22 protein-coding genes are annotated in these 19,917 nt (G+C 69.6%); 1 reads left to right on the forward strand and 21 read right to left on the reverse strand.

The window, feature by feature from the left end; genetic code table 11:
- On the reverse strand, positions 1 to 1,894 hold a 1,894-nt coding region (locus VF542_RS19155), incomplete at its 3' end, for a flagellar biosynthesis protein FlhA (protein ID WP_408653298.1).
- A 214-nt stretch (positions 1,895 to 2,108) separates the two neighbouring features.
- On the opposite strand from VF542_RS19155, the gene VF542_RS19160 reads away from it, so the two are divergent.
- Entirely contained in the window at positions 2,109 to 2,300 is a 192-nt protein-coding gene (locus VF542_RS19160) for a hypothetical protein (RefSeq protein WP_408653299.1), read from the forward strand.
- A gap of 115 nt (positions 2,301 to 2,415) precedes the next feature.
- On the opposite strand, the gene VF542_RS19165 is transcribed toward VF542_RS19160, so the two are convergent.
- The 20 genes from VF542_RS19165 to fliF form a co-directional block, all read right to left on the reverse strand.
- Positions 2,416 to 3,504 carry an EscU/YscU/HrcU family type III secretion system export apparatus switch protein gene (locus VF542_RS19165; RefSeq protein WP_408653300.1) on the reverse strand — a complete coding sequence of 363 codons (1,089 nt, stop codon included), beginning with the start codon at positions 3,502 to 3,504 and terminating at the stop codon, positions 2,416 to 2,418.
- Positions 3,504 to 4,268, reverse strand: a complete 765-nt coding sequence (locus tag VF542_RS19170; RefSeq protein WP_408653301.1) for a flagellar biosynthetic protein FliR — start codon at positions 4,266 to 4,268, stop codon at positions 3,504 to 3,506. Before VF542_RS19170 ends, VF542_RS19165 begins: the two co-directional genes overlap by 1 nt.
- Positions 4,269 to 4,275: 7 nt before the next feature.
- Positions 4,276 to 4,545: a flagellar biosynthesis protein FliQ gene (gene fliQ, locus VF542_RS19175; RefSeq protein ID WP_408653302.1), complete on the reverse strand. Its 270-nt coding sequence runs from the start codon at positions 4,543 to 4,545 to the stop codon at positions 4,276 to 4,278.
- Between the two features lie 129 nt (positions 4,546 to 4,674).
- Complete coding sequence (fliP, locus tag VF542_RS19180) at positions 4,675 to 5,571, reverse strand: flagellar type III secretion system pore protein FliP (protein WP_408653303.1); 897 nt, start codon at positions 5,569 to 5,571, stop codon at positions 4,675 to 4,677.
- Complete coding sequence (locus VF542_RS19185; RefSeq protein ID WP_408653304.1) at positions 5,568 to 6,104, reverse strand: FliO/MopB family protein; 537 nt, start codon at positions 6,102 to 6,104, stop codon at positions 5,568 to 5,570. Before VF542_RS19185 ends, fliP begins: the two co-directional genes overlap by 4 nt.
- Positions 6,101 to 6,886 (reverse strand): flagellar motor switch protein FliN, encoded by a 786-nt coding sequence (gene fliN, locus VF542_RS19190; RefSeq protein ID WP_408653305.1) that lies wholly within the window; start codon positions 6,884 to 6,886, stop codon positions 6,101 to 6,103. The genes VF542_RS19185 and fliN overlap by 4 nt, the downstream gene beginning before the upstream one ends.
- Positions 6,883 to 7,758, reverse strand: a complete 876-nt coding sequence (locus VF542_RS19195) for a flagellar motor switch protein FliM (protein ID WP_408653306.1) — start codon at positions 7,756 to 7,758, stop codon at positions 6,883 to 6,885. Before VF542_RS19195 ends, fliN begins: the two co-directional genes overlap by 4 nt.
- Before the next feature lie 188 nt (positions 7,759 to 7,946).
- Positions 7,947 to 8,471 carry a flagellar basal body-associated FliL family protein gene (locus tag VF542_RS19200; protein WP_408653307.1) on the reverse strand — a complete coding sequence of 175 codons (525 nt, stop codon included), beginning with the start codon at positions 8,469 to 8,471 and terminating at the stop codon, positions 7,947 to 7,949.
- 48 nt (positions 8,472 to 8,519) lie between these two features.
- On the reverse strand, positions 8,520 to 9,389 hold the full coding sequence (locus VF542_RS19205) for a flagellar motor protein MotB (protein WP_408653308.1): 870 nt from the start codon (positions 9,387 to 9,389) through the stop codon (positions 8,520 to 8,522).
- The gene (locus VF542_RS19210; RefSeq protein WP_408653309.1) at positions 9,389 to 10,162 is read right to left on the reverse strand and encodes a flagellar motor protein; all 774 of its coding nucleotides are present in this window, start codon (positions 10,160 to 10,162) and stop codon (positions 9,389 to 9,391) included. The genes VF542_RS19205 and VF542_RS19210 overlap by 1 nt, the downstream gene beginning before the upstream one ends.
- Entirely contained in the window at positions 10,162 to 10,458 is a 297-nt protein-coding gene (locus VF542_RS19215; RefSeq protein ID WP_408653310.1) for a flagellar FlbD family protein, read from the reverse strand. The genes VF542_RS19210 and VF542_RS19215 overlap by 1 nt, the downstream gene beginning before the upstream one ends.
- 204 nt (positions 10,459 to 10,662) lie before the next feature.
- Positions 10,663 to 11,466, reverse strand: coding sequence for a flagellar hook-basal body complex protein (locus tag VF542_RS19220; protein WP_408653311.1), 804 nt, complete (start codon positions 11,464 to 11,466; stop codon positions 10,663 to 10,665).
- A 79-nt stretch (positions 11,467 to 11,545) separates the two neighbouring features.
- A complete protein-coding gene (locus VF542_RS19225; protein WP_408653312.1) occupies positions 11,546 to 11,974 on the reverse strand; it encodes a flagellar hook assembly protein FlgD in 429 nt (142 codons plus the stop codon).
- A 22-nt stretch (positions 11,975 to 11,996) separates the two neighbouring features.
- Positions 11,997 to 13,838, reverse strand: a complete 1,842-nt coding sequence (locus VF542_RS19230; protein WP_408653313.1) for a flagellar hook-length control protein FliK — start codon at positions 13,836 to 13,838, stop codon at positions 11,997 to 11,999.
- Positions 13,838 to 14,929 carry a transglycosylase SLT domain-containing protein gene (locus tag VF542_RS19235; RefSeq protein ID WP_408653314.1) on the reverse strand — a complete coding sequence of 364 codons (1,092 nt, stop codon included), beginning with the start codon at positions 14,927 to 14,929 and terminating at the stop codon, positions 13,838 to 13,840. The genes VF542_RS19230 and VF542_RS19235 overlap by 1 nt, the downstream gene beginning before the upstream one ends.
- A complete protein-coding gene (locus VF542_RS19240; RefSeq protein ID WP_408653315.1) occupies positions 14,926 to 15,363 on the reverse strand; it encodes a hypothetical protein in 438 nt (145 codons plus the stop codon). The genes VF542_RS19235 and VF542_RS19240 overlap by 4 nt, the downstream gene beginning before the upstream one ends.
- Positions 15,360 to 16,760, reverse strand: coding sequence for a FliI/YscN family ATPase (locus VF542_RS19245; protein ID WP_408653316.1), 1,401 nt, complete (start codon positions 16,758 to 16,760; stop codon positions 15,360 to 15,362). Before VF542_RS19245 ends, VF542_RS19240 begins: the two co-directional genes overlap by 4 nt.
- Positions 16,757 to 17,404 (reverse strand): FliH/SctL family protein, encoded by a 648-nt coding sequence (locus VF542_RS19250; protein WP_408653317.1) that lies wholly within the window; start codon positions 17,402 to 17,404, stop codon positions 16,757 to 16,759. The genes VF542_RS19245 and VF542_RS19250 overlap by 4 nt, the downstream gene beginning before the upstream one ends.
- Positions 17,397 to 18,488, reverse strand: a complete 1,092-nt coding sequence (fliG, locus tag VF542_RS19255; protein WP_408653318.1) for a flagellar motor switch protein FliG — start codon at positions 18,486 to 18,488, stop codon at positions 17,397 to 17,399. The genes VF542_RS19250 and fliG overlap by 8 nt, the downstream gene beginning before the upstream one ends.
- A gap of 2 nt (positions 18,489 to 18,490) precedes the next feature.
- Positions 18,491 to 19,917, reverse strand: a 1,427-nt coding sequence (fliF, locus tag VF542_RS19260; RefSeq protein WP_408653319.1) for a flagellar basal-body MS-ring/collar protein FliF, incomplete at its 5' end; no start/stop codon positions are given.

Genomic DNA, 19,917 nt, shown 5'->3' on the forward strand with positions numbered 1-19,917 from the left:
CCGGGCGGATTCCCCGTTCGAGCATCAGCTGGTACTGCCGCGCCGTGTCGGTGACCAGGGCCTCCACCAGGTCCGGGCCGGGCAGCAGCTGAACACCGGTGTCGGAAGGACGGACCGATTCCAGCAGGCTCTGCTGCATCCGGGGATCGAGCATCAGCACCGACAGCGTGCCGCCGACCGTCTGCGCGGCGGTGATGGCCGGTGCCAGCGCCAGCCTGGCCGCCTCGACGAGCCGGTCCGGCTCCGTACCGGCCTTAGCCGCCAGCGACAGCGCTTCGAAGATCCGGACCAGGTCACGGATCGGGACGCCCTCCTCCAGCAAGGCATGCAGCACCCGCTGGATCTCGCCCAGGCTCAACATCGCCGGGGTCAGGTCCTCGACCACGACCGGGTGGGTTCGCCTGATCGACTTGGTCAGTGCCGCCACCTCCTCGCGGCCGAGCAGCCGGCTGGCGTGGTTGCGCACCACTTCGGACAGGTGGGTGATGATCACCGACGAGCGGTCCACCACGGTGGCGCCGAGCAGTTCGGCCTGCCCGCGCAGCTCGGTGCCGATCCACTTGCCCGCCAAGCCGAATACCGGCTCGGACCCGGCGGTGCCGGGCAGGTTCTCCAGGCCGTCGCCGATCGCGAGCACGGTTCCCGCCGGCGCCTGGCCGCGCGCCACCTCGACGCCGTTGAGCTTGATGGCATAGGTCGAGGCGGGCAGGTCGAAGTTGTCCCGGGTGCGGACCGGCGGCATCACCACGCCGAGTTCCAGGGCGAGCTTGCGGCGCAGCGCGCGGACCCGGTCCAGCAGGTCGGCCCCGATCCCGTCGACCAGGGTGATCATGTCCGAGGACAGTGCCAGCTCGAGCGGGTCCACCGCGAGGTCCTCCAGGATCGCCTCGGCGCTGTCCACGCTAGGCAGCACAACTGCGGCCACCGGGCCGCCGAGCTTGGCCTCCTCCGCCTTCGCCGTCGCGGCGATCCGGCGGGCCGTGATCAGCAATGCCCCGCCGACCACCAGGAACGGCAGCTTGGGCAGCCCCGGGACCAGGCACAGCGCCAGGGCCGCGCCACCGGCGATCTGCATGGCACGCTGCTGGCTGCTCAGCTGGGTGGCCACCGCGGTGCCCAGGTCGCTGGACCCGCTGGCCCTGGTCACGATCAGGCCGGTGGCCACCGAGAGCAGCAGCGCCGGGATCTGGGAGACCAGGCCGTCACCGACGCTGAGCAGGCTGTACTTGGCCACCGCCTCGGTCACCGACAGGTGCTGGGACAGGATGCCGATCGCGATGCCGCCGACCAGGTTGATCACCGTGATGATGATCGCGGCGATGGCATCGCCCTTGACGAACTTCGACGCACCGTCCATCGAGCCGTAGAAGTCCGCCTCGGAGGCGACCTCGATCCGGCGCCGGCGCGCCTCGCTCTCGTCGATCAGGCCGGAGTTGAGGTCGGCGTCGATGGCCATCTGCTTGCCGGGCATCGCGTCGAGGGTGAACCGGGCACCGACCTCGGCGACCCGGCCGGCACCGTTGGTGATCACCACGAACTGGATCACCAGCAGGATCGCGAAGATCACCAGCCCGATCACCAGCGAGCCACCGATGACGAAGTGCCCGAAGGCATTGATCACCTGGCCGGCGTAACCCTTGCCCAGCACCTGGCGGGTGGCGGAGATGTTGAGGGCGAGCCGGAACAGGGTTGCCACCAGCAACAACGAGGGAAAGCTGGAGAAGTCCAGGGGCCGCTGGACGTACATGCTGACCAGCACGATCAGCAGCGCGCCGGTGATGTTGAGGGCGATCAGGAAGTCGAGAACCGCGGACGGGACCGGCACCACCATCATCAGGATGATGGCGACGACGCCGATCGGCACCGCCAGTTGGCTCAACCGTCTGGAATTCACGCACACCTACAAGCTCATCGCGGCGACAAGGTCAGCTAGCTGTCCTGCTGTGCGGACCGGTCCGTGGTCCGCGGCTTGTCACCGTCCTGGCAGTGGTTCTATCGGCACCGGCGGGGTCGACCTGAGCCGGGCCCAACCCGGTAATGGCTAATCCGCGGCGGCCGGAGGCCGATGTAGGAGGGTGCGTACAAAAGCAGGGGCGAAGGAGATACCGATGTCAGAGTCCAACCGGAAGCGGCTGGACCCCGATCTCAGAGAAGCATGCTGCGATCGGTGCAACCAGACGTTCACGCCGGCGGATACCGCCGACATGGTGCACTTTCAGCGCCGGGACGGCGAGCTGTGCGGGGGCACCGGTGTCTTCTTTCGCAAGTATGTGATCCGCAACGACCCCAACCGCTGGTAGCACCAGCTGGTCGGACCGGGTAGCTGGTCGGACCGGTAGCTGGTCGGGCAGGCGGCCTCCGCGTGGGTAGTGCTGCCGCGGGACACGTGCTGCCGCGGGACGCCGCACCGGGCGCTCAGGCCTGCTGCATCCGATGGATGCCGGCCGCCGAACCCCGCCGCTTCAGGCGCATCACGAATGCCAGCACGGTCGCCACCCCCTGGTACAGGTCCGCCGGGATCTCCTGGCCGATCTCGCAGGTCTGGTACAGCGTCCTGGCCAGCGCGATGTCGGCGACCATCGGCACCCGGCTCCGCTCGGCCAGTTCGCGGATCCGGGCCGCGACATGGTCGCCACCCTTGGCCACCACTCGCGGCGCGCCCCGGGCCGGGTCGTAGCGCAGCGCCACCGCCACGTGGGTCGGGTTGACGATGATGACGTCGGCGGTCGGCACGTCGGCCATCATCCGGTTGCGGCTGATGGCCAGCGCGCGTGATCGCAGGGCGCCGCGCAGCAACGGGTCACCGTCGCTGCTGCGCATCTCCTCCTTGACCTCCTGCTTGGTCATCTTCAAGTGCTTGTTGTTGCGCCTGCGCACCACCGCGATGTCGACGAAGGCCAGCAACAGTCCGGCGCCGGCGCCGAGGCGTACCAGCCGCAGCGCCGCCCGGGTCGTGGTCGTCAGCACCGAGTCCAGCGGCAGCGATCCGGAGGCCATCAGGGTCGGCACCAGCTCACGCACCGAGTAGTAGGTGACGGCCGTGAGCACCGCGAGCTTGCCCAGTGACTTCAGCAGCTGCCAGACCCCCTGAGGGCCGAACATCCGCTTCAGGCCACTGAGCGGGTTCAGCCGGGACAGCTTGGGGGCCAGCAGCTTGGGTGCGATCCAGATGCCGCCCTGCATCGCCGCCGAGGCCACCGACGTCAGCAGCACCAGGATTGCCAGCGGTGCCGTCGCCAGCACCGCCGAGATCAGCGCGCTGCGGGTCAGCGCGAGCGCCCGGCCGGTGTCCGGGGTGTGGATGATCGAGCCGATCTGTACGAAGGTGGTGCGGGCATCGTCCATCAACGAGCGCGCCACCACGGGCAGCACGAAGCTTGCCGCCAGCACGCTGAGCCAGGAACCGACCTCGGGGGTATGGCCGATCTGGCCGTCCCGCCGGGCCTTCTTCAGCTTGCGCGGAGTGGCCTTCTCGGTCCTCTCCCCCGCCGGCTTGCCCGACATCAGCCGGTACCGATCCGGATCATCAGCGATGCGGCGGTGCTGCCGAGCTGGGTGACGATCCTGGGCATGGTGGCGAAGCCGAGCCCGACCAGGCCGAGGGTCAGCATGATCTTGAGCGGGAAGCTGACCTGGAAGACATTCAGCTGTGGCGAGATCCGGCTGAGCAGGCCGAGCGCGACATCGGCCAGGAACAGCACCGCGATCAGCGGTGCGGCGATCTGCAGGGCCGCCACGAACATCCCGGTCAACCCGTGCACCAGCTCGGTGTCCAGGTGCGACAGTGACATGGTGCCATCCAGCGGCAAGGAGCTGAACGTTCGCAGGAAGCCTTGCAGGATGACCAGATGCGCGTTCGTGGCGAAGATCAGGGTGGTGGCCAGCAGCCCGTAGAACTTGCCGAAGACCGACGTCGTCGAGGCCGACAGCGGATCGTAGGCGAAGGCGAGGGAGAAGCCACCGGTCAGGTCGATCAGGGCGCCGGCCGCCTCCACAGCGCTGAACAGCAGCCGGGTGAGGAAGCCGAGCGAGGCGCCGATCAGCAACTGCTCGACCGCGCTGGTGACCAGCGGGCCCAGTTCGGCGGCCGGCGCATGCGCGCGGGCGGTGTTCGAGACCGCCAGCGCCAGGCCGACGGCCAGCATCAACCGAACCGTCCGGGGCACCCCGCCGGTCGCGAACGGCGGTGCCACCGCCAGCCAGGCCGTGATCCGGATCGAGGCGAGCAGCAGCGTCACGACGCTCGCGGTGCCCAGCTCGATGTTCACGCCGGGTTCAGCCGATCAGGCTCGGGATCTGGCTGAACAGCTGCTCGGTGAAGGTCACCATCGAGTGCATCATCCAACTGCCCGACAGCAGCAGCGCGATGCCGACCGCGATCGCCTTGGGCACGAAGGACAGCGTGAATTCCTGGATCTGGGTCGCCGACTGGAACAGCGAGATGCCGAAGCCCACCAGCAGCGCGGTCAGCAGCGTCGGTGCGGCCAGCTCGAAGGTGAGCAGCATCGCCTGCAGGCCCAGGTGCACGATCGCGGTGTCGGTCACGCGGCTCTGTCTCCTCTGGGGTCGATCGGTAGCGTGCTGGTGGTGCCGGTCCGACGGTGCGGGCCGGTCTCGCTGGGTAGTGGTAGCTGGGTAGTGGTAGCTGGGTAGTGGTAGCTCTGGGTGGAGTAGCTAGGTGGAGTAGCTGGTGACCAGGGCGTTGATGATCAGTCCCCAACCGTCCACCAGCACGAACAACAGCAATTTGAAGGGCAATGAGACCGACACCGGCGGCAGCATCATCATGCCCAGCGACATCAGCGAGGACGAGACGACCATGTCGATGATCAGGAACGGTATGTAGACCACGAAACCGATGATCATCGCGGAGCGAAGTTCGGAGAGCACGAAGGCCGGTATCAGCGTTGTGAGTTCGAGCTTGTCCGGCGTCGGCGGGTTGGGCAGGTGCCCGGCGCGCAGCATCAGCGCGATCTCCTCCGAGCGGGTGTGCTGCAGCATGAAGTCCCGGATCGGCGCGATGCCGTCCTTGAACGCCACGGACTGGCTCTTGGTGTTGTGCAGATAGGGCTGCACGCCCTGCTCGTTCACCTTCTTCACGACCGGGCTCATGATGAACAGGCTGAGGAACAGCGACAGCCCGGCCAGCACCTGGTTCGGCGGCACGCCGTTGAGTCCCAGCGCGTTCCGGGTCAGGCCCAGCACCACGAAGATCTTGGTGAAGCTGGTCATCAGCAGCAGGATCGACGGCGCGACCGACAGCAGCGTGAGCAGCAGCAGGATGCTCACCGACGTGCTGGGCTTGGGATTGATGTCGAGGTTGACGGTTCCGGTCGGGCCCTTCGGGGCGGTCGGCCCGACCGGTGCCAGCTTCGGAACCAGTCGCGTGACACCGCCCTGGGTGGTGGCCGGCAAGACCGCGGTGTCGAGGACCGCGGTGTCGAGGACCGCGGCCGAGCGCTGGGACGCCGTTGCCGCCAGCGGACCTGCGACGGCCGGGGCGCTACCCGCCAGCAGCCCGGCACCGAACAAGCCGGCGGCCAGGACCAGCAGCACCAGCAACCGTCTCATCGCCGCACCGTCAGCTCGCGAGCGGCACCGACCAGTTGGCGCCAGGTCTTGGGTGAGAGCACCGATCCGTCGATGCTGCGTGACCCCGCCGCCACCTGCCGCCGGCCGGCCTGCCGCCGTCCTCCCGACCGGGACGGAAGTTCGGACCGGGCCGCAAGTTCGGGCCGGGTGGTGGTGGAAGGTTCGGCGACGTCCGCTCCGCCGTCTGCGGCCGGATCGCCGCTGGAGATCATCCGGGTCCAGCTCCGGCTCGTTCCGGCCTCGGTGACGAGGGCGTCCTCGATCGCCGTCAGGTCCGTTTCGGTGAGCAGTTGAACGCCCTGCTCGGTGACGCCGAGCACCAGCGCCCGGTCCATCACCCGCAGCACCGTGACCGAGGAGGTCCGGCTCAGCTGCTGCCGGGCCAGCACCGTCATCACCCGATCGGTCTTGCCACCCATCGGCTTGCGGGCCCAGCGGGCCAGCAGCCACATCACACCCAGCACGAAGACCAGGGCGAGCAGCATCCGGCCGATGATGGCAACGGTGTTCACGACCGGGGGGGCACCGTCTCGTCGGTGACGATCTCGGTGATCCGCAGGGCGAAGTTCTCGTCGATCACCACCACCTCGCCGCGAGCGATCAGGTGGCCGTTGACCAGCAGGTCAGCCGGTGCGCCGGCAGCCCGGTCCAGCTCCACCACCGCCCCCTCGTTGAGGGCGAGCAGCTCGCTGATCGTCATCCGGGTGCTGCCGATCTGGGCGGTGACGTCCATGCTGACGTCGCGCAGCAGGTCCAGGCCGTTACGCAGCGCGGTCCGGGGGCCGGGCACGCCGGCAGCACCGCCGGCGCGCAGCTCTTCCGCGCTCGGGTAGTGCGGGGTCTGCGTCGTGGCCGGGGTCGGCGCAGCCGTGATCACGACGCCCACCAGTGCCCGCGGAACCCCTTGATGCAGAAGCGGAACCACCCATGCGTCGGGCTTGCCGAGCAGCGCGGCCAGCGCGGTCGCCGGATCCAGCGACTGGCCCGGCCCGGTCATCACGGTTCCGGTCGCTCCGGCCGCGGCTGCCAGTGCCGGGGCCAGCGCCGCCGAGACGTCCAGGGCACCGAGCGGCGAGTTCTGCAGGGCGTCGGTCAGCGCACGCTCCACCGCGATCAGCACGTCCCCGCTGCGGCTGCCGGTGAACCGCGCGGTCACGGCGACCCCGTCGAAGCGCAGCTGGCTGAGGTCGCTGGTGGGTTCACCCGGTTCCAGCGGGTCAGAGATCGGCAGGTTCGCCAGGGCGGCCAGCGCCGCCTGGCGGGCGAGCTCGCTCGTCGACATGGTCTGGGTCACGGGTTCTTCCTTCTGTCGTTGCTGACAACCAGCCCGGCGAGCCGGCTGCCCTGCCGCCCGGCGAGTGCGTGGGCGAAGGTGATCCCGCCGGACTGCACGACCAGCGGCGTGGTGACCCGGTGCCTGAGGTTGATCACGTCACCGGGTTCGAGCCGGACGATCTCGTTCGGGGTCAACTGCACCGGCTGGAAGCTCAGTGATACCTCGACCGGCACGTTGCCCAGTGCCGCCCGTACCTGGCGAGCGGCCTGCTGCTCGGCCTGCTGCTCACCGGCGGTCTGGATGCGCCCTTCCTTGCCGACCTGCAGCCGTGGCAGCAGCGAGGCGAACGGAATGCACAAGGTCGAGACGCAGACCTGGTTGCCGACCCGCATCTGGAACGACCCGACGATGACCCCGTCAGAGGCGCCGGCGGCCTGCACGAACTGCGGGTTGAATTCGATGCTGCGCAGCGCCGGGTCCAGGCCGATGGTCGGCTCGACCGCGTAGCGCAGCACCGAGAGCATCTGCTCGATCAGGTTGCGCAGCAGGCCGCTCTCCAGGTCGGTGAGCTGCCGGGTCGGTTGCTCGCCGCCCGGGCCGCCGAGCAGGTAGTCCACGCAAGCCAGGGCGGTGGGCACCGAGAACTCCAACAGCGCGGTGCCCGGCAACGGGCCCATGTCCAGCACGGAGAGGATGGTGGTAGGCGCCAGGGTGGCGATGTACTCCTCGTAGCTCTGGTGCTCGATGGCCACCAGGTGGACCTGGCAGAGCTGCCGCAGGCCACTGGTGAGCAGCGTCGTCACCCGCCGGGCGTAGGTCTCATAACACATCTGGAGGGCGCGGACGTGATCACGCGACAGCTTGGTGGGCCGGCGGAAGTCGTAGGGCACCGCTCCGGACTCATCCTCGCCTTCGGCGGATCGCCGAACGAGCCTGCGAACCGGTGCGATATGCGCCGAAGGAGAAGTTGCCACAGAACAACGTTCGGCCGCAGCGGGGCAGACCTGAGGAACTCCGGTCAGCTGAGATCTTCGGGGCGGTAGGCCCGGAAGCGAGACGTGAAGCGTGCGGAAGTCGGTTACTGCGTGAAGAACTCCGTGTAGATGACGTCCATGATCTGCTTCGGATAGACCTTCTGGAGCTTGCCGAGCAGTTCGGTCTTCGCCTTCAACCGCGCCGCCTCACCGGTCAACTCCGCCACCGGGCGGTCACTGAACTGATCGATCACGGCCTGCGCTGCCTCACTGGTGTCCAATTCTTCCGGTGTCCCTTCTACGGTCTGCAGGGCGAGCTTGATCCGCAGGTAGTGCCCGCCCGCCAGGTTGAGCGTCATGTCGGTCATCGCCACCACGTGCCCGGGCACCGGCTTGGCATCTCCGGCCGGTGCTGAGGGTGCCAACACCGTGAACTTGGCCAGACCACCGAGCATCAGCAGCACCACGCTCAGCACGATGATCTTCATCTTCTTGGACTTCTTCTTGCCCGGCTGCTTGCCCTTGGCCTTGCCGGTATCGCCCGGGCCGCCCTTGGCGCCACCCTTGGCATTCTTGGTGGCGACCTCGTTGGCGATCCGGTCAGGCCGCTCGGTCGCGGTCATGGTCATGAGGAACTCCTGCTCTGACATGGTGGGAAGTGCCCGGCTGGGCCGAACTCAGCCATTGCCGGCGCTCTTTCCGAGCGCGGGCAACTGGCTGCGGACACCGGCGGGCAGTTTGGACAGCACGACGATGTCGACCCGCCGGTTGCGGGTGATCGAGCGCGGATCGCTGGCCGGCACCAGCGGTCGTTGGTCTGAGAATCCGGCCGCGCTCAACCGGCTGGCCGCGATCGGCCCGTGCGTCACCAGATACCGCACCACCGAGGAGGCGCGGGCGGAGGAGAGCTCCCAGCCGCTGGGGTACGGGGCGGTGCTGACGTTCTGCTGGTTGGTGTGACCGTCGACCTGGACCTCGTTGGTGACCCGCCGCAACGGCGGCAGCACCGCATTCAGGATGACCGCGCCCTCGGGCTCGAGTACCGCGCTGTTGCCGGAGAACACCAGCTCGTTGGTCACCACCGTGACCACCAGGCCGCGCTCGTCGATGCTGAATTCGGCGTTGCCGTCCAGGCCGTGCTTGTGCAGCGACACCTTGATGGCGGCTTCGATCTCCTTGAACTCATCGACCTCGCGCTGGGCGGCCTGCCGGTCCTGGGCAGGGGTCGCCTTGCTTGCCTGTGGCTGGACCGGTGAGAACACCGGCAGGTTCGGATTGGCCTGCTGGGCCGCTGAGTCTCCGTTGACGATTCCGCTGCCGCCGCTGAGCACCGAGGGCTGGCCGTTCTTGAACGCCGAGGCGAGGCTGCTCTTGAGCTCGGAGAACTTCGAGGTGTTCACCTGCGAGATCGCGTACAACACGATGAACAGCACCAGCAGCAGCGTCAGCATGTCGGCATAGGTGACCATCCAGCGTTCGTGGTTCTCGTGCTCCTCCGCATGCCCGCCACCACGGCGGCGGGCGGCGGGCGAGCGTCGGGCGCTCATCAGGCGACGTCCCGCTCAGGTGTCCGGTTGCTCGCCGGCAGCAGGCTCTGCAGCTTCTGCTCGATGAGCCGTGGGTTGGCGCCGGCCTGGATCGCCAGGATGCCCTCGATGATCAGCTCCATCTGCTCGCACTCGGCCTCGCTGACCCGCTTGAGCCGGTTGGCCAGTGGCAGCCAGAACACGTTGGCGCTCATCACGCCCCACAGCGTGGCGACGAACGCGCTGGCGATCTCGGCGCCCAGCTTGGCGGGCGAAGACAGGTGCCCCAGCACCTTGACCAGGCCGAGCACCGTTCCGATGATGCCGATGGTCGGGGCATAGCCGCCCATGTCGGCGAACAGCTTGGCCGCCGCCCGGTCGGTGGCACGCTTGGTGTCGACCTCGGTCGACAGGATGATCGCCACCTCCTCGGCATCGGTGCCGTCGATAGCCAGTTGCAGGCCGCGGCGCAGGAACTCGTCCTCCACCTGCTCGGCTTCGGACTCCAGCGCCAGCAGGCCTTCACGGCGGGCCCGGCCGGCCAGCCGGACGAGTACCTCCACCGCGTCGTCGGTCTTCGGGGTCTTGGCGGTGAACGCCCTGATCAGCTGCTTGGGCAGCGAGCTGACATCGCGCATCACCGCACCCGCGACAGCGGCTCCGATCGTGCCGCCGAACACCAGGATCATCGGCGGGATCAGGAAGATCGCCCCGATGCTGCCGCCTTCCATCGTCACCGAGCCGACGATCGCGACGATCGCCAGGACGACCCCGATGATCAATGCGGGGTCCATCAGGAATCCGTCCTTCGGATCGGCACCACGGGCGGCTGGCCCGGCGAGACGGCAGCTGACAGGACCCGGATCCGGGCGTGACCGCTGGGGTGGGCCGGACCGGCGTCGGCGTGCGGGGTGGACTCGGACGTCATGGCTTCGGCGCTGGCGATGATGCGGGCCCGGTACTCACGGATCAGCTCGACGAGTTCGTCCAGCGACTCGCAGATCACGTACTTGTTGCCGCCGATGAGGGTCACCACGGTGTCCGGCGTCGCCTCGGCACGTTCGATCAGGTCTGGGTTGAGAGTGAACACAGGTCCACCCAACCGGCGCAGCAGTATCAACGGATCCATCCAGGTGTTCGCCAGGACCCGTCCGTGGGTCCTCCTTGGCTTTACTTATCGGCACGGACGCCGGTTTTCTGAGCGCCCGGGACACCTGCCGGCCGGTGTCGGGCAGCACCGTGGCCCAACGAACACGGGCCCGCTGCGAGGCAGCGGGCCCGTGTTCGGCGGTGCTTAGTTCTTCAGGCTGATCAGGCTCTGCAGCACCTCGTCGGAGGTGGTGATCACCCGTGAGTTGGCCTGGAAACCCCGCTCGGAGATGATCAGGTTGGTCAGCTCCGCGGCGAGGTCGACGTTGGACATCTCCAGGTATCCCGGCGTCAGGCTGCCCCGGCCACCGGTGTTCGGTGCACCGATCTGGGCGGCGCCGGAGTTGGCGCTGGCCTGGTACTGCGAGTCGCCGCTCTTCATCAGCCCGCCGGGGTTGGCGAAGGTGGCCATGGCGATGGTGCCCAGCGCCGTGGTGGCTCCGGTGGCGTCCACGCCGTTGACCACGCCGGACGTGGTGACGCTCCAGGACTTGTAGGTGCCGCTGCTGAGCGCTGACAGGTCCAGGTCACCGCCGGTCGCGCTCTGCACGATGGCCCCGTCCGGTGCGACCAGGTGACCGGCCGAATCCAGGCTGAACGAGCCCGCCCGGCTGAAGGTCTGCTGGCCGCCGTTGTTCAGCACGAAGAAGCCGTCACCGTTGATGAGCAGGTCGCTGGTGCGTCCGGTGTACTGGTTGGAGCCCTGGGAGAAGTTGATCGAGGTACCGGCCAGCTGCACACCCAGGCCCACCTGGGTGGGGTTGGTGCCGCCGTTGACGCCTGCCGGGGCACCGGCACCGGAGATGGTCTGGCTGAGGGTGTCCTCGAACACCGTCGAGGAGCTCTTGTAGCCGGCGGTGTTGACGTTGGCGATGTTGTTGGACGTGACGTCGAGCATCTGCTGGTGGGCCCGCAGGCCCGAGATGCCGGTGAACAGCGAGCGAAGCATGGGGGTTCTCCTTCGGAGGAATGGATTTTCGATCAGGGGTTGGTGGGGACTGTTCGGGTAGCCCTCGGCGGGCGGCGTATCACGGGGTGCCGGTGGCCAGCACCTGCTGGATCTGGCTCAGGTCGACATCGGCCGTTCCGATCTTCAGGGTCGGCTTGGCGGTGGAGATGGTTGCTGCCGAGACGTAGCCGGTCACCGGTTGGCCGTCGGCACCGATGTAGGAGACGGTGTGCCCGACCAGGCTGCTGGCGGTCTGGGCGCGCTGTGCCGCGAGCATGTCGAGGCTGACCTGTGCGGTCTGCTCCGAGGACTGCACCTGGGTCAGGGTGGCCGTCTCGTTCATGAACGACGAGGTGTCGACCGGCTTGCTCGGATCCTGGTACTGCAACTGCGCAACGAGCAGCTGCAGAAAGGCTTTCGAGCTCAGCTTGGTGTTGTCACCTGATTCGATGGCCGGATTCGGTGCGACCGGCAGCCCGGTGGCGACCGAGGACACTGGTTGTGTCATCTGCTCTCCTGTTCTGAGGTGTTCACAGCCACCGGTCCAGGCCGGCACTGGAGTGGGTGCTGCTCCGGCCGCCGGTGCCACGGTGTCGCGGCGCGGCCGGCACCGGGTCGGCGATGGATACTGCTCCAGCCGGCCTGCCCGGCTCCGCGGCGCCCTGGCGGGGGCTCGCGAAGGCACCTGACCCGCCGGAGCCGGCCGAGCCGCCAGCGGTCAGGTCGACCGACACCGACGCCGAGCTCAAACCGGAGGACTGCAGTTCCGAACGCAGCTGCGGAAGCGCCTCACGCAACGCGTCGTGAGCCGTTTCACTAGTGCTGGCAAGCTGGATCGTCATCAGGTTGCCCTCGATCCGGACGTGCACGTTGACCGGTCCGAGCTCCGCCGGATGCAGTGCCACGATGAGCTGATGGCTGCCGTCACCTCGGGCGCGCAGCGCCAGCACCGGGCCCGCGACCTGGCGGGCCAGCGGTAGCTCCGCTGCCGGGTGCCGGTAGGCCGGCTCCGAACCGAGCAGGCTGGACTGGCCAGCCGCCAAGGGTGCAACTGCTGGAGCGTGCACTGCCGATACCGAAGGATTACCGGCCGGTGCGGCGGGATTGCCGCCCGGTGCTGTTACGGCCGCCGGCTCAGCGGGCACGCCGGTGCTGACCGGCGCCGTCTCGGCAACCTTCCCCGACATCGCCGGCTGGTCGCGCGGCACCTCGTCCGAAGCGCCGGGGCCTCGAGCCGAGCGGTGGTGGAGCGCATGCGTGCCGGACAGCATCCCGGTGGCCGATCCGTCCGCGCTGCCACTCGCCCGGCGCGCGTCGGTGGCAGCGGCGTCCACTGCCTCGGCACCGGCGGGCTCGGCACTTGCTTGTTTGGCACGTGCTGGCTTGGTATCGGCGGGCTCGGCGGCGCCGGCCGTCGTGGCGATGGCCGTCGTGGCGATGGCCGTCGTGGCGATGGCCGTGGCGGTTGCCGTCGCGGCGCCGGGCAGCGTCACGACGGCCGGCACGGGCGTGCCGGTGAGTTGCGTGGCACCGGCGGGCACGGTGACCGTGGCCGGCACCGGTGAGGTGGAATGGGGGGCGCCGGATGGTGTGCCGGCTGTGCCGGTCACCGGATCGGCAGCCGCGGTCGCCTGGGTCGCGCGGGCCAGCTCGAAGATCGGCGCCGACGCCGCCGCCATCGCAGGATCGGCGGCCTTGCTCGGGCCGAGCGCGTTCACCGGACCGTGGCTGTGCGCAGCGTCGGTACCGGTGACCGGGCCGGGCACCGGGACCTGCGGGCCGGGCACGGGAGTCTCCGGGCCGGGCACCGGAGTCTCCGGGCCGGGTACGCCGGCGTCAGCCATCCGGGCTGCCTTGGCCGCCGCGGCGGCTGCCTGGGCGGTCACCGCCTGCATCGGACGCGCGGCCGCTGCCTGCTGAGCCGGCGCGGCAGCCTGCTCCGCAGGGCCGGTCACCGCCGCGGAAGCGCCGACAGGGCCGGCATCGCCTACCGGCGCGACGGTGCCAGCACCGGATTCCGCCTTGGCGAACTCCGCGGCCGCGGTGCTGCCCGAGCTGATCAGCGCGTCGGTGGAGGCGGGCAGTGCCGGTCCCAGCATGGCCAGCATCGCCAGGTCGGCGCCGGCCAACTCGGCAGGCAGGTGTGCCTCGGACCGGAGGTCTGCCGGATCGGCCGTCCGGCCGCCCGCGTGCTCGTGCGCCGAAGCCTGGCGTCCATCCCGAGAGCTGGATTCTCCGATGCCGGCCAGCACGCCGGCGAAGGCATCCCCGGCTTGACCAGCAGCGCCGGACGGGCTCTCAGATCCCGGCTGCTCGGCGGGGGCGATCCCCGACAACCCGCCGCTGCTCGCGGTGGTGATCATAAGCGCCATCAGCCAACCCTCCCTGCCATCAGTCCGGTGATCTTGGTGACGTAGTTCTGCGTTTCGCGGTAGGGCGGAACTCCGCCGTACTGCTCGACGGCACCTGGGCCCGCGTTGTACGCGGCCAGTGCCAGCGGCACCGAGCCGAAGGCGTGCAGGTACTTCGACAGCAACTGCGCCGCTCCCTGCACGGCCTGCGCCGGCTCCCACGGATTCACGCCGAGCCCCTGGGCGGTAGCGGGCATCAGCTGCATGAGGCCCTGCGCACCCGCCGGGCTCACCGCCGCCGGGTTGCCACCCGACTCGGTCTGCGCGACCGCCGCGAGCAGTCCTTGCGGTAGCTGGTAGCGCGCCTCGTTCTGGCTGAACATGCCGGCGTACGCGCTGAGGCCCGAAACCTGCGCGTTGGACGCGCCGAGGCTCGGGCCGGTGACACCGGTGGCTGACGGGATCACCCGCCGAATGCTGGCCGGGGTCTCGTAGACGCTCTGGATCTTGACCTTGTCACCGGGTTCCGGCGCCGCGATCATCCTGTTGCCACCGAGGTAGATGGCCACGTGGTGGGCGGGCTCGCCGAAGGCCAGGATGTCGCCGGGCCGGGCCTGGGCCAGGCCGGGCACCGCGGTGCCGACGTGCGCCTGGTCGGCGGCGATCCGGGGTAGCGAGATGCCGAGGTCGGCGTAGGCACGCTGCACCAGCCCGGAGCAGTCCAGGCCGGACGGCGTGCTGCCACCGAAGACGTAGGGGACGCCGAGGTACTTCTCGGCTGCGGTCACGACGTCCGAGCCAGCCGGCTGGCTGGTCCGGATGCCGGCCATCACGGCGGCGAAGCCCGGAGCCGTGCTGCCGGCAAGGGATGCCGCGCTGCCGGGAAGGAAGGCCGCGCTGCCGGCAAGGGATGCCGCGCTGCCGCCGAGGGGAGCCGCATTCGTACCGGCGGACGCTGAGGCGGCATTGAGCGCGGTGCGGAAGGCGGTGTTGACGGCGGCAGGTCGCGAGGTGACAGCCGGGGCGACAGCTGGGTGGGTGCCGGCGATGCTCGCCTGGATCTGGGCGATCCGGGCCAGCACCGAGTCGATGCCCGAGATCTCGACGGTCATGGCGATGCCTTCCGCAGCCGAGCGCCGTGCCGGCCGATCGAGACCTCGTCGAGTTCTCGCTGCGCGATGTCGGAGGCGGCGCTGGCCTGCTCGTCCTGGTGGCGTTCGTGCAGCTTCTCCACGGTTCGGCGGGATCGGGCGGCAGCGGTCAGCTCGGCGATCTTGCCGGCAACCCGGTCCTCGGCGAACAGCACCCGGTTCCGGGCGGCCGCCAGCGTGGCGGCGGCCGCCTGCTGGGCTGCCAACGAGGCGTGGAAGGCCGGCACGCTCTGGCTTTCCGGCAGCACCATCGCCGCGACCCGGGCGGCCTGCTCGGCATGCTGGTCCGCGGCCAGGCCGGCGTCGCGGCGAGCGACCGCCAGTCCCTGAGCCACCAGGTCCTCCTGTGCCTGCCTGGCGCGCAGCACCGTCGGGATCCAGTCGCGGCCGCTCATCGGGCAACCCCGGCGGGTCGACTGAGCGCGGCGGGTCCGGTGAGTGCAGCGGGCCCGCCAGGCGCAGCGGGTGCGGCCGGCAGGATCGCGCGCAGCGCGTCCCAGGCCGACTCGGCACTGCTCTGCTCGCTCATGTCCTGCTGCAGGAAGGCTTCCAGCTGCGGCCAGCTGGCCAGTGCCTGGTCAGCGCGCGGGTTGGTGCCGGCGACGTAGGCGCCGATCTCGACGAGTTCGCGGACGTCGCGGCGGGCGGCGAGCAGTTGCCTGGCCCGGCGGGCCAGCTGCTGCTGCTCAGCCGTCGTCACCGCGGTCATCACCCGGGACACCGATTCGAGCACGTCGATGCTCGGGAAGTGCCCGGCGGTGGCCAGCCGGCGGTCCAGCACGATGTGGCCGTCCAGGATCGACCGGGCGGTGTCGGCGACCGGTTCGTTGTGGTCCTCGCCCTCGACCAGGACGGTGTAGAGGCCGGTGATCGAGCCGAGCTCGGATCCGCCGGCTCGTTCCAGCAACCGGGGCATCAACGCGAACACCGAGGGTGGGTAGCCACGCGAGGCCGGTGGCTCACCCGCGGACAGCCCGATCTCGCGCTGGGCGGTGGCCAGCCGGGTGATGCTGTCCATCAACAGCAGCACGTCCTGCCCCTGGTCGCGGAACCACTCGGCGATCCGGGTCGCCACGTAGGCAGCGCGCAGCCGGACCATCGGAGGTTGGTCGGACGTGGCGATCACCACCACGGCGTCGCGCAGGCCGTCCGGGCCCAGGTCGTTCTCCAGGAACTCCCGAACCTCGCGGCCGCGCTCGCCGATCAGGGCGACCACGGTGATCTGGGCGCTCGTGCCCCGGGTGATCATCGACAGCAGGCTGGACTTCCCGACGCCGGAGCCTGCGAAGATCCCGACCCGCTGGCCGCGACCGACGCTGATGAGTGAGTCGATTGCCCTGACACCCAAAGGGAGTTGTTGATCCACCCGCCGCCGGCTGAGCGCCGCGGGCGGCGCCATCTCGACCGACACCCGGTCCAGGCCGGGCGGCAGCGGCCGTCCGTCCAGCGGCTGGCCCAGACCGTCGAGCACCCGGCCGCGCAGGCCCGCTCCCACGCCCACCCGTAACGGGCCACCGGTCGCGGCGACCCGGTCACCGTTGCCTATCCCGTCCAGCGAGCCGAGCGGTAGGCAGGTGCAGTTCTGAAGGTCGACCGCGACCACCTCGGCCAGCACCGCCTGGGGACCCTCCCCGATCATGAGCAGGTCACCGATCCGGCCGGTCAGGCCCGAGACGGTGATCGAGAGCCCGACGACGCGGGAGACGTAGCCATAGATCCGCGGGGCGGCGAGTTCGGTCAACTCGGCGAGCCGGTGCTGGCCGCGGGCGGAGGCGAGAGTGGTGGCGTTCATCGGCTCAGGTACTCCCGCAGCCGGGTCACGCCGGCCGCCAGCCGGGCGTCGATGCTGGTGCTGCCGCACCGGGCGCGCGCGTCACCGGGCTGCAGTTCGGGATCGATCTCGAACGTCAGGCCGCGGCCGGTGGCGCCCTCGACGGAGCCGATCAAAGCCGTTCCGTTCGGTGCGGTAAGGGTGCGGTGGTCAGCCGGGTGGAGCCAGACGGTGACCGGCTCGTTGGCCGGAGCGAGTCGCAGTACCCGGGCCAGCGCGGCCGGCGCGGCGACCTCGGGATCGCGCAGCTCGCGCCCGAGCAGCGCCTCGGCAATCTCCACCGCGGCGGCCAGGATCTGGTCCTCGATGTCGTCGGTGATGCTCATGGTGCTCTGCCGCAGGTCCGCCGCGGCTGCCTGCAGGGCCTGCAACGCCGAGGCCACCTGCTGTTGCTGACGGTCGCGCAGCGTGACCCGGTCAGCGTTCGCCGCGGCCCGCTCGCCGGCCTGCGAGTCGGCCGCGTCGCGCAATCCGTGTGCCCAGCCCTGGGCATAGCCGACCGCCCGCGCCTCGGCGCGCGCCTGCTCGACCAGCTGGTCGGGCACCCCGGCGTCGCTGGCGAAGTCGAAGGTCAGGCCGCCGATGCCGCCAGAGGGACTAGGCAACGAACTCGTCCTCTTCGCCGCGCCGGACGATGATCTGGCCGGACTCCTCCAGCTCCCGGATCACCCGCACCACCTCGGTCTGGGCCTCCTCGACGCTCTGCACCCGCACCGGGCCGAGCAGCTCGATCTCCTCGGCGAGGCTGGTGGCAGCGCGCTCGGACATGTTGGCCATGATCTTGGCGTGCACCACGCCGGCCACACCCTTGAGCGCGATGGCCAGGTTGGCCGTCTCCACCTGGCGCAACACCAGCTGGACCGCGCGGTCCTCCAGGTTGATCAGGTCCTCGAACATGAACATCCGGCTGCGGACCTCTTCGGCCAGCACCGGGTCCCGCTCCTCCAGACCCTCCATGATCAGCTTCTCGGTGCCCCGGTCGGCCCGGTTGATGATGTCGACCAGCGGCTGCACGCCGCCGACGGCGGACAGCTCCGAGGGCACCAGCAGGTTGGCCATCCGGCGCTGCAGGTTCGCCTCGATCTGGTGGATGATGTCGGGCGTGGTCTGATCCATGGTGGCGATCCGGTGTGCCACGTCGGCCTGCAGGTCGACGCCCAGACCGGCGAGCACCTTCGACGCCAGCGGCGCCGGAACGTGCGCCAGTACCAGGGCAATCGTCTGCGGGTGCTCGTCGGAGATGAAGTTGAGCAGTTGCCGGGCGTCGGCGTTCTGCAGGAACTTGAACGGTACGTCGAACATCGTTCCCGACAACCGGTCCAGGATCGCGTCCGCGCGCTGGTCACCGACCGCGGCACGCAGCAGGGCACGGCTCTGCTCGATGCCGCCGCGGACCATCGCGTCCCCGGACACCCGCATGACGCCGAACTCGCGCAGCACGGCCGCCGACACCTCGGACGGCACGTCGCCGGCCCGGGCGATCTCGGCCACCACCTCTTCCAGTTCGCGTTCGGAAAGCTGGTTGAGCACCTTCGACGAGGCCTCCCGGTCCAGTTGCAGGACCAGGACCGCGGCCTTGCGCCGGCCGGTCATGCCGCGGGTCAGGCTGGGCTCGGCGGCAGCCGCGGCCGCGGCCGCGGCCGCCAGGCTGGTGCCGATCGAGGACACGGTAGCCAGGGTCTCGACCATCGTCAGTTCTCCTTCTCGTTCAGCCAGGTACGCAGCAACCGGGCGACCTCTTGCGGTTGACTGTCGGCCATCTCGGCCAGATCGCGTTGGCGGGCAACGTTGTTCACGGCTTCCTGGCTCTGCGGCGGCACGATGTCGCGCGGAGCCGGCGGCAGCGAACCCGGTGAGTTGTTGAGCGTGGAGAGGAAGGCGTCCAGGTCGTCGGCCGGATCGTCGCGTCGCCGGCGCCGGCTGGCGATCATGGTCGCCACGATCACGATCAGGACCAGCAGCACCACCAGTACGGTCTTGGCGAGTGAGATCATCTCGGCGTTGCGCTTGGCCGCCGAGGCCGCCGAGGCCGCCTGGTCGGCAGCCTTCTGCGCGGCAGCCGCGGCTGAGGTGTCGAACGCGGCGGTGGCCAGCGCCAGCGAGTCCCCGCGCTTGGGGTCCAGCCCGACTGCCGAGCTGACCAGCTGCCGCACCTGGGCCTCGTCCACCGGCGGGGCGTTCTTGTCCAGCAGCACCGCCACGCTGAGCGTGCGCACCTTGCCGGGCGTGGAGTCACGGGTTTCGGTGCGCCGGCCCACCGCATTGTCCCGGGTGGTGGTGGTCTTGCGGTAACCGCCGGCAGCGCTGGCGCTGGGTGCCGCGGACGGGCTGGGCGAGGCGGCGCCGAGCACCCCACCGGCGCCGTTCTGCCCGGCACCGTAGGTCTCGGTGGTGCTCGCCTCCGACAGCGGCGGGATGCCGCTGGCGTAGACGTAGCTGTCGGACACCGTGTTGTTCTTGTCGAAGTCCAGGTCGGCGTTCACAGTCACGACCGAGTGCCCGGCGCCGACCAGCCGGTCCAGCATCTGCTGTACCTCGCTGCTGGTTCGCTTGTTGTACTGGGCGATCGCCTCGGTCCGGGCGTCGGCGGCGGCTCCGCTGGTGGCGTCGCCTGCGACCGAGAGCACCTTTCCGCTGGCGTCGGAGACGCTGACCTGGTCGGCGGTGAGGCCGGGAACGCTGGAGGACACCAGGTTGACCACCGACTGGACCTGGCCGGAGGTCAGCAAGGCGCCGGGGTCGGTCGTCAGCAGCACCGATCCGGTGGTCTTCTGGTTGCCGTCGGTGAAGACGCTCTGCTGCGGGATCGCCAGGTGCACCGCGGCGTCGCGGACACCGCTGATCGACTTGATGGTCTTGCTCAGCTCACCTTCCAGGGCCCGCTGGAAGTCCACGTGCTGCTTGAACTCCGAGGTGGTGATGCCCTCCTGGTCCAGCAGGCTGTAACCGGAACTCCCGGACGACGGCAGGCCGGCCGCGCTCATGTTCAGCCGCAGGTCGTAGACGTCCTTCTGCGGAACCAGGATCGAGGTGCCGTTCGCGGCGAGCTTGTAGGGCGTCTTGGTGGCGTTCAGCTTGTCGATGATGCCGCTGGCATCGGCGGGTGCCAGGTTGGTGA

This window comes from Jatrophihabitans sp., from assembly GCF_036389215.1.
Taxonomy (GTDB): Bacteria; Actinomycetota; Actinomycetes; order Mycobacteriales; family Jatrophihabitantaceae; genus Jatrophihabitans_A.

What these genes read in the sequence shown, in the direction of transcription:
- VF542_RS19160 (WP_408653299.1), top strand. Translation starts at nt 2,109, where the DNA reads ATGTCAGAGTCCAACCGGAAGCGGCTGGACCCCGATCTCAGAGAAGCA.
- VF542_RS19165 (WP_408653300.1), bottom strand. Translation starts at nt 3,504, where the DNA reads ATGTCGGGCAAGCCGGCGGGGGAGAGGACCGAGAAGGCCACTCCGCGC.
- fliP (WP_408653303.1), bottom strand. Translation starts at nt 5,571, where the DNA reads ATGAGACGGTTGCTGGTGCTGCTGGTCCTGGCCGCCGGCTTGTTCGGT.
- VF542_RS19200 (WP_408653307.1), bottom strand. Translation starts at nt 8,471, where the DNA reads ATGACCATGACCGCGACCGAGCGGCCTGACCGGATCGCCAACGAGGTC.
- VF542_RS19205 (WP_408653308.1), bottom strand. Translation starts at nt 9,389, where the DNA reads ATGAGCGCCCGACGCTCGCCCGCCGCCCGCCGCCGTGGTGGCGGGCAT.
- VF542_RS19210 (WP_408653309.1), bottom strand. Translation starts at nt 10,162, where the DNA reads ATGGACCCCGCATTGATCATCGGGGTCGTCCTGGCGATCGTCGCGATC.
- VF542_RS19220 (WP_408653311.1), bottom strand. Translation starts at nt 11,466, where the DNA reads ATGCTTCGCTCGCTGTTCACCGGCATCTCGGGCCTGCGGGCCCACCAG.
- VF542_RS19225 (WP_408653312.1), bottom strand. Translation starts at nt 11,974, where the DNA reads ATGACACAACCAGTGTCCTCGGTCGCCACCGGGCTGCCGGTCGCACCG.
- VF542_RS19230 (WP_408653313.1), bottom strand. Translation starts at nt 13,838, where the DNA reads ATGGCGCTTATGATCACCACCGCGAGCAGCGGCGGGTTGTCGGGGATC.
- VF542_RS19235 (WP_408653314.1), bottom strand. Translation starts at nt 14,929, where the DNA reads ATGACCGTCGAGATCTCGGGCATCGACTCGGTGCTGGCCCGGATCGCC.
- VF542_RS19240 (WP_408653315.1), bottom strand. Translation starts at nt 15,363, where the DNA reads ATGAGCGGCCGCGACTGGATCCCGACGGTGCTGCGCGCCAGGCAGGCA.
- VF542_RS19245 (WP_408653316.1), bottom strand. Translation starts at nt 16,760, where the DNA reads ATGAACGCCACCACTCTCGCCTCCGCCCGCGGCCAGCACCGGCTCGCC.
- fliG (WP_408653318.1), bottom strand. Translation starts at nt 18,488, where the DNA reads ATGGTCGAGACCCTGGCTACCGTGTCCTCGATCGGCACCAGCCTGGCG.